The following is a 14,412-nucleotide window of genomic DNA, read 5'->3' on the forward strand; positions in this document are numbered from 1 at the left end:
CCGGGGCGCACCGCAGGAGCGCGAAGGGGCGAGCACAGGGCCCGCGGCGGCCCCCGGACGGCGTCCCACCCAAGGCACTTGCTGCCCCCCCTCCCCCGGAAGCCTTGCAACCACCTACCGTACGCGAACGACGAGGCAAGGCGCGCAAGATCAGCACAAGCAGCCGCAAGTGATCTGCATCCAGTCGTCCAGATGCGTGCCTGCGGCCGGGGCACGGGGAGCCCGTGCCCCGGCCGCTCACGGGCTCCCCGTACGAGACCTCCGTGTCGGACCTCCGTACGTGCCGGACCTCCGCGCGTGTCAGGCCTCCGCGTCGTCCAGCACGGTCAGTTGTTCGGTGATCCGCGCGGCGGACCAGGACTCGATCTCGGCCACGACATCTTCGGCGTAGGCACGCGGGGCGGTTTCCACCCGCATGATCAGGGCGAGGTAGATCCGGTAGAGAGCGAGCCGTACGCGGGCGCCGTCGTCGATGACGGGGGCGGAGGAGACGGATCCGTAGCCGGCCATGAGGTCCGGGTCGGTCTCGGCCGAACCGAACGGGTCGAGGCCGACGAACTCGGCGAGCGGGTCGCCGAAGAACGCGCGTTCGCCGTCGATGATGCCGTTGAGCCGCCAGGCGTCGTCCTCGCCCCGGGTGAGGACGAGGTTGCCCTCCCAGGCGTCGAAGTGGACGAGCGCGGGGCGGCGCACCTCGGCGAGCCGGTGGACGAATCGTGCGGGCAGGCCGGCGAGGACCGCGGCCGGGACCGGCAGCGCGACCTCGAAGCGGGCGGCGTCGGCGAGGACGGCGTGCAGCATCGCGGTGAACGCGGTGGGCCAGTCCCCGGCGGAGAGTCCGGGGGCGTGCTGCGGGTACCCGAAGACCGGCCCGGTCACGGTGGCGACCCGCGCCAGGTTCTCCCCCAGGCGGCGGCGCAGTGGGGCACGGTCGGCCGGTGCGAGACGGTCGCGGGCGGCGTCCCAGGTGATGCCCTCGATGTAGGACAGGATGAGCCACTCGGCGGGGGTCCGGGGGCCGGTGGGCTCGTGGTGCAGGACGGTGGGCACGGCGGCGCCCGCGGCGGCGGCGAGACGGTGCAGCAGCGCCTCGGTTCCGAGGAGTCCCTGCTCGTGGGTGAGGGCCGGGCCGCTCGCCGGGGGTGCGGTCTTGAGTATCAGTTTCCTTCCGTCGGCGAGTTCGAGCAGCCGGGCGGAGTTGTAGAAGCCCCCGCTGAGCGCGGTATCGCGGATGAGGGTGACCGGTCCGAGGGCGTGCCGCACCCGCTGCGCGGTGATGTCGTGGGCGTCGTCGGACCCCGGACCGGAGGAGAGGGCTGCGGTGGCGGACATGACGCGCTCCTGCGTGAAGAGGGGAAGGGAAGGGGCCACGCCGTCGGTTCGGCTCGCCCACCGCCCAGCCCATCACACGGAGGCGCTCCCCCACCAGACCGCGGAGACGCAGACGACGATGCCGTCGCCGTTCCCCCTGATGCCCTGGAAGACCTCGGGACGTGCTCTGCGTCGGACGGCGCGTCGTGGCCACGGCGGCCCGCGGCAGCGGGCCGCCGTGCCGGTGGGGCCGGGAGGGGAGGGGTGTCAGCCGGTCCCGTTGACGACGAACTGCGAGCCGGGCTCGATCCGGATGTCACCGTCGGCCGAGTCCGTGATGGTCACACGGCTCAGCGTCGCGCTGCCGCGGGCGCCGCTCATCGCGAGGATTCCGGAGCCGTTGACCGACGTGGCGATGCGGACGTCGGTGATCTTGACGTCCGGCATCTCACCGCCCCCCGTCTTGAACTGGATCCCGTCGTACGTCGAGTCGAGGATCTCGGTGTCCCGGATGGTGACGCCCGGGATGCCCTGGCCCTGCGCGAAGAAGGTGATGGCGCCGAACTCCTGGTCCTCGTTCCAGAACGCGCCCCCGGTACGGTGCAGCGCGTTGTTGGAGATCAGGGTCTGCCCGGAGAAGGGCAGCGGGTCGTGGTCGGTCGCCAGCATGATGCCGGGGTAGTTCATGGTGTCGGAGATGATGTTGTTCTCGATGGTGTTGCCGTGGCCGCCGTAGACCGCGATGCCGTTGGCGCGCCACGGCAGTTGGATCGTGTTGTTGCGGAAGTGGTTGTCGTGACCCACGTCGGCCGAGGTGTCCTTGACGTACTTGCTGGCCCAGACGGCCAGGGCGTCGTCCCCGGTGTTGCGGAAGGACGAGTTGAAGACGGTCGAGTCGCGGGTTCCGTTGGCGAAGTTGATGCCGTCGGCGTACGTGTTGCGGATCCGCATGCCGTTGAACTAGGACTGCTGGCTTCCGTCGGTGACGTTGCCGGCGACGTACGCCCCGTGGGCGCCGCCGGCCGTCGCGGTGGTGCCGAGAGCGATGTTCGGTGGCGGTACGGCCGCCGCGTACGCGTGGACCGGAAGAAGTCCGACGGCGATCAGTCCGGCCACCAGCATGCCGACCATCAGCCGTCGGCTCAGGACTCCTGTGCCTCTCATATGGGCCTCCAAGCGCTGGGCCACGGCTGGGCGTTCCGGTACCGGCCCCGTATCGCAGCAGGAGACGACGAACGCGGTGCACGGCTGCAGGTGGGGGGACGGCAACAGCGACTCTCGCCAGGAAACCAGCAGGTGTATGGCAATGAATGACGACGCCCTACCGGCATATTGAGCATTCTAGTTAATCTTTTGCGCCCTCGAAGTGTCGAGTTTCTCGCAGGTCACCGCTTTGTCAACAGCCGTGACAGAACCCGGGTGAGCGACGGCACATCCCCGCAGGTCAGCTCCGGAGGCGGCGGGCCTCCCGGGCGGAGCCGGGAAAGAAGGACGGGAAGCTCTGCACCAGGGGACGCGGAGAGGGGGCACCACGCAGGACGCACGGCGGAGGCCGGGCAGCGGGCAGCGGGCAGCGACGGACCGTCAGCCGACGGGCGGCGCCGTCGATCCCCGTACGACGAGCTCAGGCTCGAAGAGGAGCTCGTCGGGCTCCGTCTGCGTGCCCTGAATCTGCGCGCACAGCAGCTCCACCGCGGCCCGCCCCATCGCCTCGATGGGCTGACGCACCGTGGAGAGCGGCGGCTCGGTGCAGTTCATGAACGCGGAGTCGTCGAACCCGACGACCGAGACCTGCGACGGAACGGCGAGTCCCCGCCGGCGTGCGGCACGGATGGCGCCCAGCGCGAGCGGGTCGCTGGCGCACACGATCCCGGTGACCCCCCGCTCCAGAAGGCGGTTGGCCGCGGCCTGGCCTCCTTCGAGCGAGAAGATCGAACGGACCACGTGCTCATCGGGCAGCTTCGTGCCCGCGGACTCCGCGACGGCGCGGGCCGCCGCGAGCTTGCGGCGCGAGGGGACATGGTCACCGGGGCCGAGAACGAGCCCGATCCGCTCGTGCCCGAGGGAGGCGAGATGACGCCAGGCCTGCTCCACGGCGACAGCGTCGTCACAGGCGACACAGGGGAAGTCGAGCCCCGCGATCGAGGCGTTGATGAGCACCACCGGGATGCTGCGCTCCGCCAACTGGTGGTAGTGGTCGTGCGGGGCGTCCTCCTGCGCGAACAGACCGCCCGCGAAGATCACGCCGGAGACCCCCTGCTGGAGGAGGAGGTCCACGTAGTCGGCCTCGGAGACGCCGCCCTTCGTCTGCGTACACAGCACGGGGGTCAGCCCCTGCTGCGCCAGCGCCCCGCCGATCACCTCCGCGAACGCGGGGAAGATGGGATTCTGCAGCTCCGGCAGCACGAGGCCGACGAGCCGCGCCCGCTCACCGCGCAACTGCGTGGGCCGCTCGTACCCGAGCACGTCCAGCGCCGTGAGGACGGACTTGCGCGTGGCCTCGGAGACACCGGGCTTGCCGTTCAGGACACGACTGACCGTCGCCTCGCTGACTCCCACCTTCTTGGCCACCTGAGCAAGTCGTCGCGTCATGCGCGCAAGAGTATCGCAGGCTTCGCAAGCGAGTTGCGTAGATCGCATGTTCGTGACACGGGTACCCATCCACGGCGGCCTTCGATAGTTTCGGCCTGCGACCAGGCAGAACGCTACCTACAGGAGGCCCGCGCTCATGCGCACCCTTTACGTCGTCACCCATCCTGAGGCGACGCACCACGTCGAAGGAGTCGTCGGCGGATGGCACGACTCGCGGCTGACACCCGCCGGCGTCCGCGCGGCGGTCTCCATTGCCCAGGCGCTGCGGGCCCGGATCCCGGACGACGCGGAGGTGGAGCTGTTCTCCTCCGATCTGCTGCGCACCCTGCGGACGGCCGAAGAGATCGCCGAGGTGTTCGGTGTGCAGCCGGTCCTGGACCGCAGACTCCGGGAGAAGTCCTACGGGGTGGCGGGTGGCAGGCCGCAGGAGTGGCTGGACCAGCGGTTCATCCCACCGCCGGCCGTCGGGGAGCGGATGGAACACGACGAGGGTGTGGAGGGTGCGGAGACCAAGGCGGCCTGGGCGCGGCGCGTCTACGCGGCCATGGACGGGATCCTGCGAAGCCCTTGCGAGCACCAGATCATCGTGACGCACGGCGGCTCGCTGACCTGTGTCGTGGCGTCGTGGATCAGGATGCCGATCGAGTCGGCCGGCTATGCCGGCTTCCGGGCGCCCACCGGCAGCATCACCACGCTGCACGAGGACGACTTCTTCCACAACCGCCAGGTCGTCAGCCTCGGTGACACCCGCCACCTCGACTCCGCCGAGGATGACTGACCTCGGCCTGAGAAGACATGCTCGGGCCCGGTGCCGCAGGGCGCATCGGCGAACTCGGCGGCTGTGCGCGAGCGGCGAGCACAAGCCGCTGGCGTCCGGAGTCGAAGTCAGGAAGGCTGGCACCCATGGTTTCGGTATTGCAGAACGTGGCGATTGACTGTGCGGATGCCTACGAGCTGGCCCGGTTCTGGAGCAGGGTGACCGGCCGGCCGCTGCATCCGGAGGACGAACCGGGCCACCGGGAGACGCAGGTGCTGCTGGCGGAGGGCCCGATGCTGTACTTCAACCAGGTGCCCGAGTCCAAGAAGACCAAGAACCGGATCCATCTGTGTCTGCGCCCTGAGATCTCGCGCGATCAGGAGGTGGAACGGCTGCTGGGGATCGGCGCCGCCTTTGTCGCCGATCACCGGAACCCCGACGGCTCCGGCTGGGCAGTCCTCGCCGATCCCGAAGGCAACGAGTTCTGTGTGCTTCGCAGCGAGTCCGACCGGGCCGCGATGGATTCCTGAGGCTCACGCGCCGTCCTGGCCGGTTTCGTATGACAGCTGGTCACCCCCCTTCGTCGAGCACCGCGAAGCGACCGGAGGAACGGAACCGGACGGAACCGGGGGCCGGATGCCGCCTCCCGCGATGGGCACGTCACCATCCCGCACCCCGGTCACAGCAAGGGGAATGGGTCCCGCCATGACCGGGGCATGCCCGCGCCGAACACTTGTGGCTATGTGAATCCTCCGCGCGGAGGGACGGCTGCTCCCCCGTGGCCCGCCTCACGCCCGATGCCTCGACGGACTCCGACCGGCCGAAGCGGCGCGACCGGAACGGATACCACGACGATCCGTGTCTCCCGCTCACCCTGGGCCTTGATCATCAGCCGGCGCATCACCGGAGTCCATCACGATCTGCGGCGGGAGCCTCACACGTGCAGGGTTCCCTCAAGGATGGTGACCGCGTGCCCGGTGAGATGGACGCGATCACCGTGCACGGCGGTCCTGACAAGCCCGGTGCGCGTGGAGACCTGCAGGCCGGTGAGCCCGTTGCGGCCGAGCCGCGCCGACCAGTACGGGGCCAGTGCGGTGTGGGCGCTGCCCGTGACGGGGTCCTCCAGGATGCCCTCGGCGGGCGAGAAGAAGCGGGAGACGAAATCGTACTCAAGGCCGGGTCCGGGCGCCGGGGCCGTGATGATGATGCCGCGCAGGCCCTCGCGGCGGGTCACGTCCGCGATGGCGTCGAGGTCGGGGGTCACTGCCCGGACAGTGGCCTCGTCGGGCAGGACGGTCAGCAGATCGCCGAGCGCACCGGTACGGAAGGCTGCTTCCGGCTTCACCCCCAGAGCCTCCGCGAGGCCCGCCAGCACCGGGGCTTCGGTGCCGGGCGCGGCCGGGAAGTCCAGGGTGATGCTGCCGTCCTCGTGCGCATGAGCGGTGAGGATGCCGCTGAACCGGCTGCGGAACCGCAGCTCGCCGACCACCCCTCGCTCCCTGCGCAGCGTGTGCACCGTGGCCAATGTGGCATGGCCGCACAGATTGGTCTCGACGAGCGGAGCGAACCAGCGAATCTCCCAGTCGGCGTCCTCGGCGCCGTCCTCGGCGGGAACCGGCCGCACAAAGGCGGTCTCCGAGTGGTTCATCTCGGCGGCGACCTGCTGCATCCAGGAGACTTCAGGCCAGTCTCCGGCGTCAAGCAGGCATACGCCCGCGGGGTTGCCGGCAAAGGGCCGGTCGGTGAAGGCGTCTACGACATGGATACGCATGCCGCGACCCTAACGACGCCAATCACGACCGAACCAAGTCCAATCCGAGATGAGTGGACTGATTTTCTGCCGCCGTCCGCGGTGCGTGCCGGGCCTGTACACCTCGTGCGTTCGGACCTCTCCCGGCTACAGGCTCTGGTTCACGCCGCCGCTCAGATACCAGTCGCTGTCCGCGAGGCCGTATCGCAGCGCGGTGTCCCACATGTTCGGGCCGTGTGTGCGGGCATGGTGGTCGGCGTCCTCCTTCAGATGCGCGGCCAGCGCCTGCGGCCCTCCTGCCCGCCAGATGGATCTGTGGAGCCACTGCTGGGAGGTGAGCGGCGAGACGGCGAATTCCGCGTACCGTTCCGCCAGCCTGAACGACCGGAAGTGGTGGTCGACGCGCTGCCTGAGTTCGGCGTCCCAGTCGGGCAGCGGCTGAATCCGGAACTCCACGGTCCAGCTGGGGACGTCTGCCATGAGATAGCGGCCCGTGGATCCCGGCCGGTCGTAATAGGGGTGAAGCGTCCGTTCGCCGGGAGAGGATCCGACGCGGTTGCCCTTGGCGAGGTTGCATTTGCCGCACGCGGGAACGAGGTTGGCGGGGCAGATGGTGTAGAGCGGGAGCGAGTCCTTCGGAAGGTGATGGTCCAGAGCGCCGACTTCACCGTTCCCGCACAGCAGACACCGGCCGAACGGTGCCCTCGCCTTGAGCTCGTCGTATCTGGCCCGCCCCTCCACCCGCGCGACGAGGCCCTTGCCGTACACCTCCCGCAGGAGGGTTCCGTCAGGGTCCGGGTCCAGCTTCTCGGCGGCTTGCCCGGCGAGGGCGAGGAGGTAGAGACCACCGCTTGCCCCCGCGTCCGTGTATTTCTCCTCGGCCGCCGTCAAGTCGGCTTCCCTGTCCAGCAGTCTGTCCTTGAGAGCGTTTTCCCGTATCCCGGCGCAACTGGCGGCCAGCGTGTCCTTCACGCTCATCTTCGGAGGATCGAGAGGAATCATGAGGCCGCCGAATCCCTTCGGAGCGTCATCACCCGCAGCAGGCCCCGCGCTTCCGTTCCCAGTGAGTCGAACCGCTCCACGATCTCCTGATAGCTCAGGCCGCGCTCGGCCAGATCGGCCAGTGCCGCGTAGAAGCCGGTCGCCGTGACCTCCAGGCCGAAGGCCTCATGGGTGAGTTCACTGACGTTCTCACCGTAGGTCTCCACCTGAGGGCGCTCCGCCGTGAGGACGTCACCGTAGCGGCGCAGCTTGTACACGCACGATGCGGGCACTTCCTGGAGAACGACGGGTGAGTGAGTGGCGACCACGGCCATCCCGTTGAGATCCGAGAGGAAGTCCGACAGCGCTCGGACGAAGGCGGAGAGCAGCGGGGGCTGCAGGTGCGCCTCGGGCTCGTCGATGAACACGACCGTCCGTTCGGCGACCTCGGTGATGAGCCGCGTGAGCGTCAGCAGGGCAATCTTGTGTCCGGAGCTGAGGGGCGCGAAGAGGCTGATGGCCGCTGCCCGGAACCGGGAGTCGGAGCCCTCGGTGAGCAGGCTGTCGAGATCGCCGTCGAAGTCGTCGAGGAACCCGGATTCCGGGTAGCTGAGGGTTCTGATGACCTTCTCCCACCGCTCGCGCCGGGCACCGACGCGGGCGATCGCGAGACTGTTCGCGAACTCCTCGGACAGGTCCGCCCCTGTCTTGAGACGCCGGGGGTCGCTTCCGTCGCGCAGGCCTATGTAGGTGAAGTGCGGTGAGGGGACGGGATCGTTGAGCAGATCGTCGAAGGCGCTGAAGGACACGAGTACGACATTGGGTGCGAACTTGGCGGTCTGTGCGGCGGACTGCGCGACTTCGATCTCCCCGCCGGCCACTCCCAGCGCCATGCCGCGCATCATGCTGGTCTTGCCCACTCCGTTGCGTCCGATCAGGGCGTGCACGTTCGTCGGGGGCAGCGAGGTGGGGCTGGCGTGGAAGTCCAGGGTCGAGGGATCGTGGTGGGAGCCCGCCGGCGTGGTTGGCGTATAGCTCCAATGGAAGTCGACGACGCGTCGGCGGCCACGGGCGATGAGGTGGAGGCGCTCCAACTCGGCGTCGCGGTGGGTGACGTCGCGCAGCAGGGACTTGCGGTACACGCGCAGGTCCCGTACCCGGTCGAGGAGATCCGCGCTGTAGTCGTGGGCGAGGTCGCGCAGTGAGGTGAGGATCGTCGATCTGGTCTCGTCGGCGAGCTCGTTGAGAGCCTCGTAGTACGTGTCCCGCATACCGAGGCTGAAGTACTCCTCGCCCAGGGCATCGAACTGCTGGGGCAGTCGTTCATTCGTGCGCCAGAATTCGTCGCCGGGGTTGCGGGCCATGTCCTGGTGCGCGATCCGAACGCCGCCGATGGAGACCGGCTTCGCCCCGGGGCGCTGGATTCCCAACTCGAACGTGGTCACAAAACCGTAGTCGTTCCAGTTGTCGGGAATCAGGTACGCACCGTCGTAGCCGACGGGCAGCTCGCTCTCCCACCTCACCACTCTGAACTGCATGACCCACCCTCTCCGACGGCCGCCGGGACACTGGGCGGCGGCGAAAGCCTATCCGCAGCGCCCGTACGGGTGACCGGGTGGCAGGCTGTCCCCGGGGGCGGCTGGCCGGTGACCGTCCGCGCCTGGGCAGCACCCCTCGCGGCTGAGCCCCGCCGAGGTGGCGGGGCGAAGGCCGGTGCGACGGGTGGTTCCGTCGGCGAGCGGACGGCTTCCCACGTCGGCAAGCTCCATGCACCAGTCCACCAGGCGTGGCCGGAGTTCACGCAGCCTCGTGAGATCGTCCGGCCGCAGCGCGGTGTTCCCGGCGATGACCCGGTCGGAGATTCCGGGAAGTGCGGTCGTGCGCGCGCTGGGGGCGCCGAGCAGTTCGATCTCCTCGGCGTGCGGGATCAGAGCGTGCCGCATGCTCGCGTACGGCCGCAGCGGCTCCTCCCAGGCACGCGGATCGGCGGGGCCGCGGTTGAGTACGTCCCTGAAGAGATCACCGCCGTCGGGGAGCAGCGACCAGCCGTGGCCGACGTCGACGGCGAGCGGTTCCAGTACGTGCTCCGGCACCCATTGGGACAGCGCGGAGGTGAGTGCCGCCTCGAAGGCGCCGGCGGGCGGATTGGCCTTGAACCAGACGGCGCCATGGCCCACGACGCCCATGCACACCAGGACCGACCACGGGTCGCAGCCGGACTCTGCGCCTGCCTGTTTCGCGCAGGCCGCGTGCGGCGAGCTCGTGCTCCGCCCATCCGAGGGCCTTCTCCCGCCAGCCCGCCTGCTCCCAGGGCGTCATCGCATCCTGGTACCGCCCGCGGTCCACGACGATCGACCCATCCTGATGCATCGCACCATCCGAGCACGGAGCTCACCGGGCTTCCATCGGTTTTCCCGCGCGGGACTCACCGGAACCTGGCTGCGGAGCTGACGTCCCGTGCGAACGTGCCGCCCTGAAGGCGGGAGGCCGCGAATCCGCCGGCTGAACTATCCGGGGAGGGCACCGAGGCCGAGGCCGGTCAGCTCACAGCTCGCGTCCCACAGCCGCGCCGCGACGGAGGTGTCGGCGAGGTGGTTCCACACGGGTTCGCGTCGGGGCTCGCCGCGCAGGCCGAAGACGCGGGGTCCCCACAGCTGGCCTCCCCGTACGGCCGGGTCGAGCACCGCCCGGACAGCGGGCCACGCGCCGGCGTGCTTGCCCTGGAGGAGGAGGGCGGCGGGGGCCGCGCTCAGCCGCGCGCCGGCCGTTCGCACATGGACCGGCGGCCGTGACGGGGTGAGGGAATCCAGCGCGCCGCCGGGGTGGACCACCACGCTCGCCACCGTGCCGCCGACCGCGCGCAGCCGACGGTCGAGTTCGACGCCGAAGTACATCTGCGCCAGCTTGGAGCGCCCGTAGGCGCGCTTGGGCCGGTAGTCCCTCTGGGACTGCAGGTCGTCCTGGTCGAGCCGCTCGGACTTGGCCGCGAAGCTGCCCATGGTCACTACACGGGCTGCCGGCGCGGCCGAGAGCAGCGGCATGAGCCACTGGGTCAACGCGAAATGCCCCAGGTGATTCGTGCCGAACATGAGCTCATGACCGTCCCCGGTCTCCCTGCGCGGCGGGTCGTCGAGCGCGACGCCGGCGTTGAGGACCACCGCGTCGAGGCATTCCACCCCCAGCGATTCCACCGCTGTTCCGAGCGACGAGAGGTCGGCGAGGTCCAGCCGTGCGGCCCGCACGCGTGCGCCGGGGACACGCGCACGGATCGAGGCCATGGCGGTCTCGGCCCTGGTGTGATCACGGCTGCCGAGTACGACGGTGGCTCCGGTTGCCGACAACTGCTCCGCGATGAAGTACCCGATGCCGGCGTTGCCGCCGGTGACCAGGAAGACGCTGTCATCAGCGCGCGGCAGCCGGCGGACGTCCCAGGGCGGGGTGGAGGACGACGTGGGCGACATGGCGAAGGGGCTCCCCTGCTGGTGGAGGCGGCTTCGGCTGCTTGCCGGGCCGGGTGACACCGATGGTTCCAGCGGCCACCGACACATCGCCTACGGATCACCGACAGTCCCGTAATACGCCGAGGCTCTGGAGCCCCGGCCCCTTCTCTGGCATGCTCTCGTCAACGCAACGCGCGTAGAGTCCGCAGGAACACCGGGAGGACAGGATTATGTGTGAGCAATGCGGTCCGGTCGGCGGTGAGGTGGAGGAGTCGCAGGACCTCCGCGCCGCGGGCCCGTCACGCAGAAGGCTGCTGCTCGGTGCCGGCGCCGGGCTCGGGGTGGCGCTGACCGGGATACCGGCCCTGGCATCGCCGGCTTCGGCGGCAACGCTCAAGGACGGCCGGTGGTGCAACCCCGCACGGGGCCACTTCCCCTCGGGCGGGCACTACGGGGCACCGCGCGGCGGCTATCCGCACGCGGGCCAGGACGTCACCAACTCGACGGGCACAGCCGTCCATGCCGCAGCCGCCGGCACCGTGGTGCGCCGGGGCACCGGCGTCCTGTCCGGGCGCACCGGATACGGCCTGGTCATCGCGCACGGCAGCGGGAGGTACACCTACTACGGGCACCTCAGCACGTTCCGGGTTGCCCTGAACGCCAAGGTCTCCGTCGGACAACGCATCGCCGACATGGGCGCCACGGGCAATGTGACCGGCCCTCACCTCCACTTCGAGACGCACACCGGAGGGCTGGGGTCCACGGTCAACCCCGTCACCTACCTCGCCGCCCGTGGCGTGGACCTGAGCGGCGGCTGGTCGGCCATCGCCCCCGGGGCCGTGGGGGCGACCGTCACGGCCATCCAGTGCCTGATCACCCAGCGCGGCACCGCGCTGGTCGCCGACGGGGTCTACGGGTCGGTATCGGTCGGCGCGGTCAAGAGGTTCCAGTCCTCCCGGGGCCTGGTGGCGGACGGTGAGGTCGGCCCGAAGACCTGGCCCAGCCTGGTCTACTCGCTCCGGCGGGGGCACTCGGGATCCCACGTACGCGGCCTTCAGGCGCTGCTGAACAAGCACAGCGCCGGACTCGCCGTCGACGGTTCCTTCGGTACGGTGACCGGCTCCGCCCTCCGCGGCTACCAGGGGGCCAACCGCCTGACCGTCGACGGCCTGGCGGGCCCGAAGACCTGGGAGGCGCTCGTCGCGTGACGGCCCGGGACGGGCTCAGGGATGTCCCCCGCCTCGGACGGTCGCGGATACCCCTGGCTCCGGGAGGACCGCACCACCTCCACCCATGACGGACCCCCGATCGCGTCGTCCACCGGACGTACGGGGCAGGCGAGGCACTCCGGCGCCCGCTCCCGCCGCGGCTGCACGGCCGCGACCGACCTCACCGGCCGGCAGGCGTAAGGCGCCACCCGAACGGTCCGGCCACAGCCGCGCACTCCATTCACCAGCGAGAACGGTGCCGCTCGTCCCGGGGGCCGTGGTCAGGCGGGCGGTCGGGGGTGCGCGTTCTCCTGTCTCAGCACGGCCGAGGCGAGCCGGAACCCGGGCGGCATGACCCGCTCCAGTTCCTGTCCCAGTCTCTGGGCTTCGCCGCGTACTTGTGCCGGGATGTCGCCTTGCTCGGCGATGAGGCGGTTGTAGATCGGGGTCTCCGGGAACACGGGCACAACTGCTTTCTGCTGATGGGGAATGCTTCCTGCGGATCTCGTCGGCGGGGACGGAGGGCTGACGGCGACCGGCCGCCCGGCCCGGTGGGGCCGCTGCTCCCGGTCCAGGGCGAATCGGGTTCATGAGGTGCGGGAGATCCTGGACAGGAGCGGCAGCCAGTCCGCCCGCCCGTCCACGGATCCACGCGGCGCCAGGCCCTTCCTTCCGGCTTCGACAGTCACCGCCGAGCGGACAATCTATAGGGTCGGGCAGTTCGGATCCGTCACCGCTTGCCGGCTGAGCGGGCATACGCCGTGCTCGGCGGCATCATCCCGGCCCCGCCTCTCGGCCGGCTCGGCTCGTGATCGAGGACTGCACGCAGCCAGGATCCGAACTCACCGCACCTCATGCTCGGGTCACCAGGGCTCGCCACTGGCCCAATGCCTCACCCAGCCCGCGAAGCCCGGCCCGCTCCCGGAGAACGGATACGCTCCCTCGCCACTGATCCACCAGATGTGCCCGCGCTGAGGGCCGGTGACGATCAGGTGCCAGTACATGCCGCACCCGTCGGTACCGAGCACGATCGAGCCATGATCGAAAATGGAACGGGGAACGCCTTCATCCGGGTCCGCATCATCGTCCGCCTCCCACATCCATGCCTTCGTGAGGGGGAAGGGCAGTACGAGCTGCCGTTCATCGCGGGTGTCGCCCCAGTCCCGGGGCAGTGCGGCCAGCGGCAGGAGCCCGTAGTCCGGCGGGCCCTGCTCACAGCCGTCGGATATCTCCGCCACGCACGTACGGTAGGGCTCCGGCAGCACGATGCCGTGCTGGGACTCGAAAGCTCGTACCGCGTCCCAGCCGAGCGGAGCGTTCCCGCTCCCGAGCGCGCGGCGGAGCATGGACTGCTCCGCAGGATCTCCCTGATCAACGTTCATGGAAAACAGATACCACCCGGCGCTGACAACACGGGTGGCGGACAGGAGCAGCTGACACGACGCATCAGGTAACCCCGGCCGCCGGTGCCGCCCGCTGCCGGCAGCCCGCTGATGGGCAGGCACCGTGGCCGAATCGAATGCCTCCTCCGGCTGATCCCGTCCACGGCGCCCTCGGCATCCTGGACCGGAGACAGCGCGTCGCCCAGGTTTCATCCGCTGGCCGGCGGCAACGCGGCGCGTACGTGGCCACTGGCCAACGGCAACGCGGCGCATACGTGGGCCGAGGGCTCAGGTGGCCTCCGCGTGGGCCTTCTCCACCTGCGTACGAGCACTCTCCAGGTGGCTCAGCCGCCGGTCCGCCGACCGCCACGGTTCCTTCTCCGGCATCGGTCAGTCAGCCGGGTCGGGCCGGGCGGGCAGCGTCCGAGGGGCGACGTCGGCGAATCCGACCGCGGCTGAGGGCACCTTCACGAGCCTGCCCCTCGACCACTGCTCGGCGAGGTCCGGGTGGGCGAGCACCGCGTGGAGGATCTGCTCGATCTCGTGCAGCACCGTGCCGCTCACCGGCTGCCCGGCCGCGCGGGCCAGATCAGCGGCTGTACGGGCCAGTGTGGTCACGAGCTGATGCTGCTGCCGACCCGCCGCACGCAACTGCTCGGCATCGAGCGTCCGGTGCGCCTCCCGCAGGCTCTCCCCCAGGGCCAGGAACCGATCCGCCTCCCGCGGCTGCTGACGGGCCAGGATGTTCGCGGCCCACGCCGCGAGCACCGGCCGGCGCAACGCGGCGATCGCCTTCGCCCCGGCCGCGTCCTTCGCCTTCCGTGCCTGAGCGACGTAGGCATCCCTCGCGGCCAGGAACTCGGCAGGCTTCAGCCCGTACAGCTCCTCGGCGACCTCTTCGACATCCACAACCCCACTGTGCGCTGCTCGCACGCTCCGGGCACGGTCGCACCCGTCATGTCTCCGCCGGATGCCCTCCCCGATCACCCGA

The 14,412-nt window shown here is 70.0% G+C and carries 14 protein-coding genes and 1 pseudogene; 3 read left to right on the forward strand and 12 right to left on the reverse strand.

Annotated features, from left to right (window positions below):
* Positions 1–300 precede the first annotated feature (300 nt).
* The 4 genes and pseudogenes from ACIGJO_RS11830 to ACIGJO_RS11845 all read right to left on the reverse strand — a co-directional run bounded on the left by ACIGJO_RS11830 (position 301) and on the right by ACIGJO_RS11845 (position 3,903).
* Positions 301–1,332: a phosphotransferase family protein gene (locus ACIGJO_RS11830; protein WP_399955790.1), complete on the reverse strand. Its 1,032-nt coding sequence runs from the start codon at positions 1,330–1,332 to the stop codon at positions 301–303.
* Between the two features lie 246 nt (positions 1,333–1,578).
* A pseudogene (locus ACIGJO_RS11835) lies at positions 1,579–2,271 on the reverse strand (right-handed parallel beta-helix repeat-containing protein); the annotation flags it as partial.
* A complete protein-coding gene (locus ACIGJO_RS11840) occupies positions 2,272–2,475 on the reverse strand; it encodes a hypothetical protein (RefSeq protein WP_399955793.1) in 204 nt (67 codons plus the stop codon).
* 420 nt (positions 2,476–2,895) lie between these two features.
* On the reverse strand, positions 2,896–3,903 hold the full coding sequence (locus ACIGJO_RS11845; protein WP_399955795.1) for a LacI family DNA-binding transcriptional regulator: 1,008 nt from the start codon (positions 3,901–3,903) through the stop codon (positions 2,896–2,898).
* A gap of 136 nt (positions 3,904–4,039) precedes the next feature.
* Between ACIGJO_RS11845 and ACIGJO_RS11850 the strand changes: the two genes are divergently transcribed.
* Entirely contained in the window at positions 4,040–4,681 is a 642-nt protein-coding gene (locus tag ACIGJO_RS11850) for a histidine phosphatase family protein (RefSeq protein WP_399955798.1), read from the forward strand.
* Between the two features lie 125 nt (positions 4,682–4,806).
* Complete coding sequence (locus tag ACIGJO_RS11855) at positions 4,807–5,190, forward strand: VOC family protein (protein ID WP_399955801.1); 384 nt, start codon at positions 4,807–4,809, stop codon at positions 5,188–5,190.
* Between the two features lie 404 nt (positions 5,191–5,594).
* On the opposite strand, the gene ACIGJO_RS11860 is transcribed toward ACIGJO_RS11855, so the two are convergent.
* From ACIGJO_RS11860 to ACIGJO_RS11880, 5 genes are all read right to left on the reverse strand, one after another.
* A complete protein-coding gene (locus ACIGJO_RS11860) occupies positions 5,595–6,431 on the reverse strand; it encodes a PhzF family phenazine biosynthesis protein (RefSeq protein WP_399955804.1) in 837 nt (278 codons plus the stop codon).
* Positions 6,432–6,557: 126 nt separating this feature from the next.
* Entirely contained in the window at positions 6,558–7,388 is an 831-nt protein-coding gene (locus ACIGJO_RS11865; RefSeq protein WP_399955808.1) for a hypothetical protein, read from the reverse strand.
* Positions 7,389–7,408: 20 nt separating this feature from the next.
* Entirely contained in the window at positions 7,409–8,929 is a 1,521-nt protein-coding gene (locus ACIGJO_RS11870) for an AAA family ATPase (RefSeq protein WP_399955811.1), read from the reverse strand.
* A 48-nt stretch (positions 8,930–8,977) separates the two neighbouring features.
* Positions 8,978–9,568, reverse strand: coding sequence for a hypothetical protein (locus tag ACIGJO_RS11875; RefSeq protein ID WP_399955814.1), 591 nt, complete (start codon positions 9,566–9,568; stop codon positions 8,978–8,980).
* A 330-nt stretch (positions 9,569–9,898) separates the two neighbouring features.
* A complete protein-coding gene (locus tag ACIGJO_RS11880; protein WP_399955817.1) occupies positions 9,899–10,852 on the reverse strand; it encodes an SDR family NAD(P)-dependent oxidoreductase in 954 nt (317 codons plus the stop codon).
* Positions 10,853–11,172: 320 nt separating this feature from the next.
* On the opposite strand from ACIGJO_RS11880, the gene ACIGJO_RS11885 reads away from it, so the two are divergent.
* Positions 11,173–12,039 (forward strand): peptidoglycan-binding protein, encoded by an 867-nt coding sequence (locus ACIGJO_RS11885; protein ID WP_399956911.1) that lies wholly within the window; start codon positions 11,173–11,175, stop codon positions 12,037–12,039.
* A gap of 281 nt (positions 12,040–12,320) precedes the next feature.
* Here ACIGJO_RS11885 and ACIGJO_RS11890 read toward each other — a convergent pair whose 3' ends face one another.
* From ACIGJO_RS11890 to ACIGJO_RS11900, 3 genes are all read right to left on the reverse strand, one after another.
* Complete coding sequence (locus tag ACIGJO_RS11890) at positions 12,321–12,500, reverse strand: hypothetical protein (RefSeq protein ID WP_399956914.1); 180 nt, start codon at positions 12,498–12,500, stop codon at positions 12,321–12,323.
* Positions 12,501–12,902: 402 nt separating this feature from the next.
* Positions 12,903–13,421, reverse strand: coding sequence for an SMI1/KNR4 family protein (locus ACIGJO_RS11895; protein ID WP_399955820.1), 519 nt, complete (start codon positions 13,419–13,421; stop codon positions 12,903–12,905).
* A 390-nt stretch (positions 13,422–13,811) separates the two neighbouring features.
* Positions 13,812–14,330, reverse strand: coding sequence for a hypothetical protein (locus ACIGJO_RS11900; RefSeq protein ID WP_399955823.1), 519 nt, complete (start codon positions 14,328–14,330; stop codon positions 13,812–13,814).
* Positions 14,331–14,412: the final 82 nt, after the last annotated feature.

The sequence above is a fragment of the Streptomyces sp. NPDC079020 genome (assembly GCF_044542225.1).
Lineage (GTDB): Bacteria > Actinomycetota > Actinomycetes > Streptomycetales > Streptomycetaceae > Streptomyces.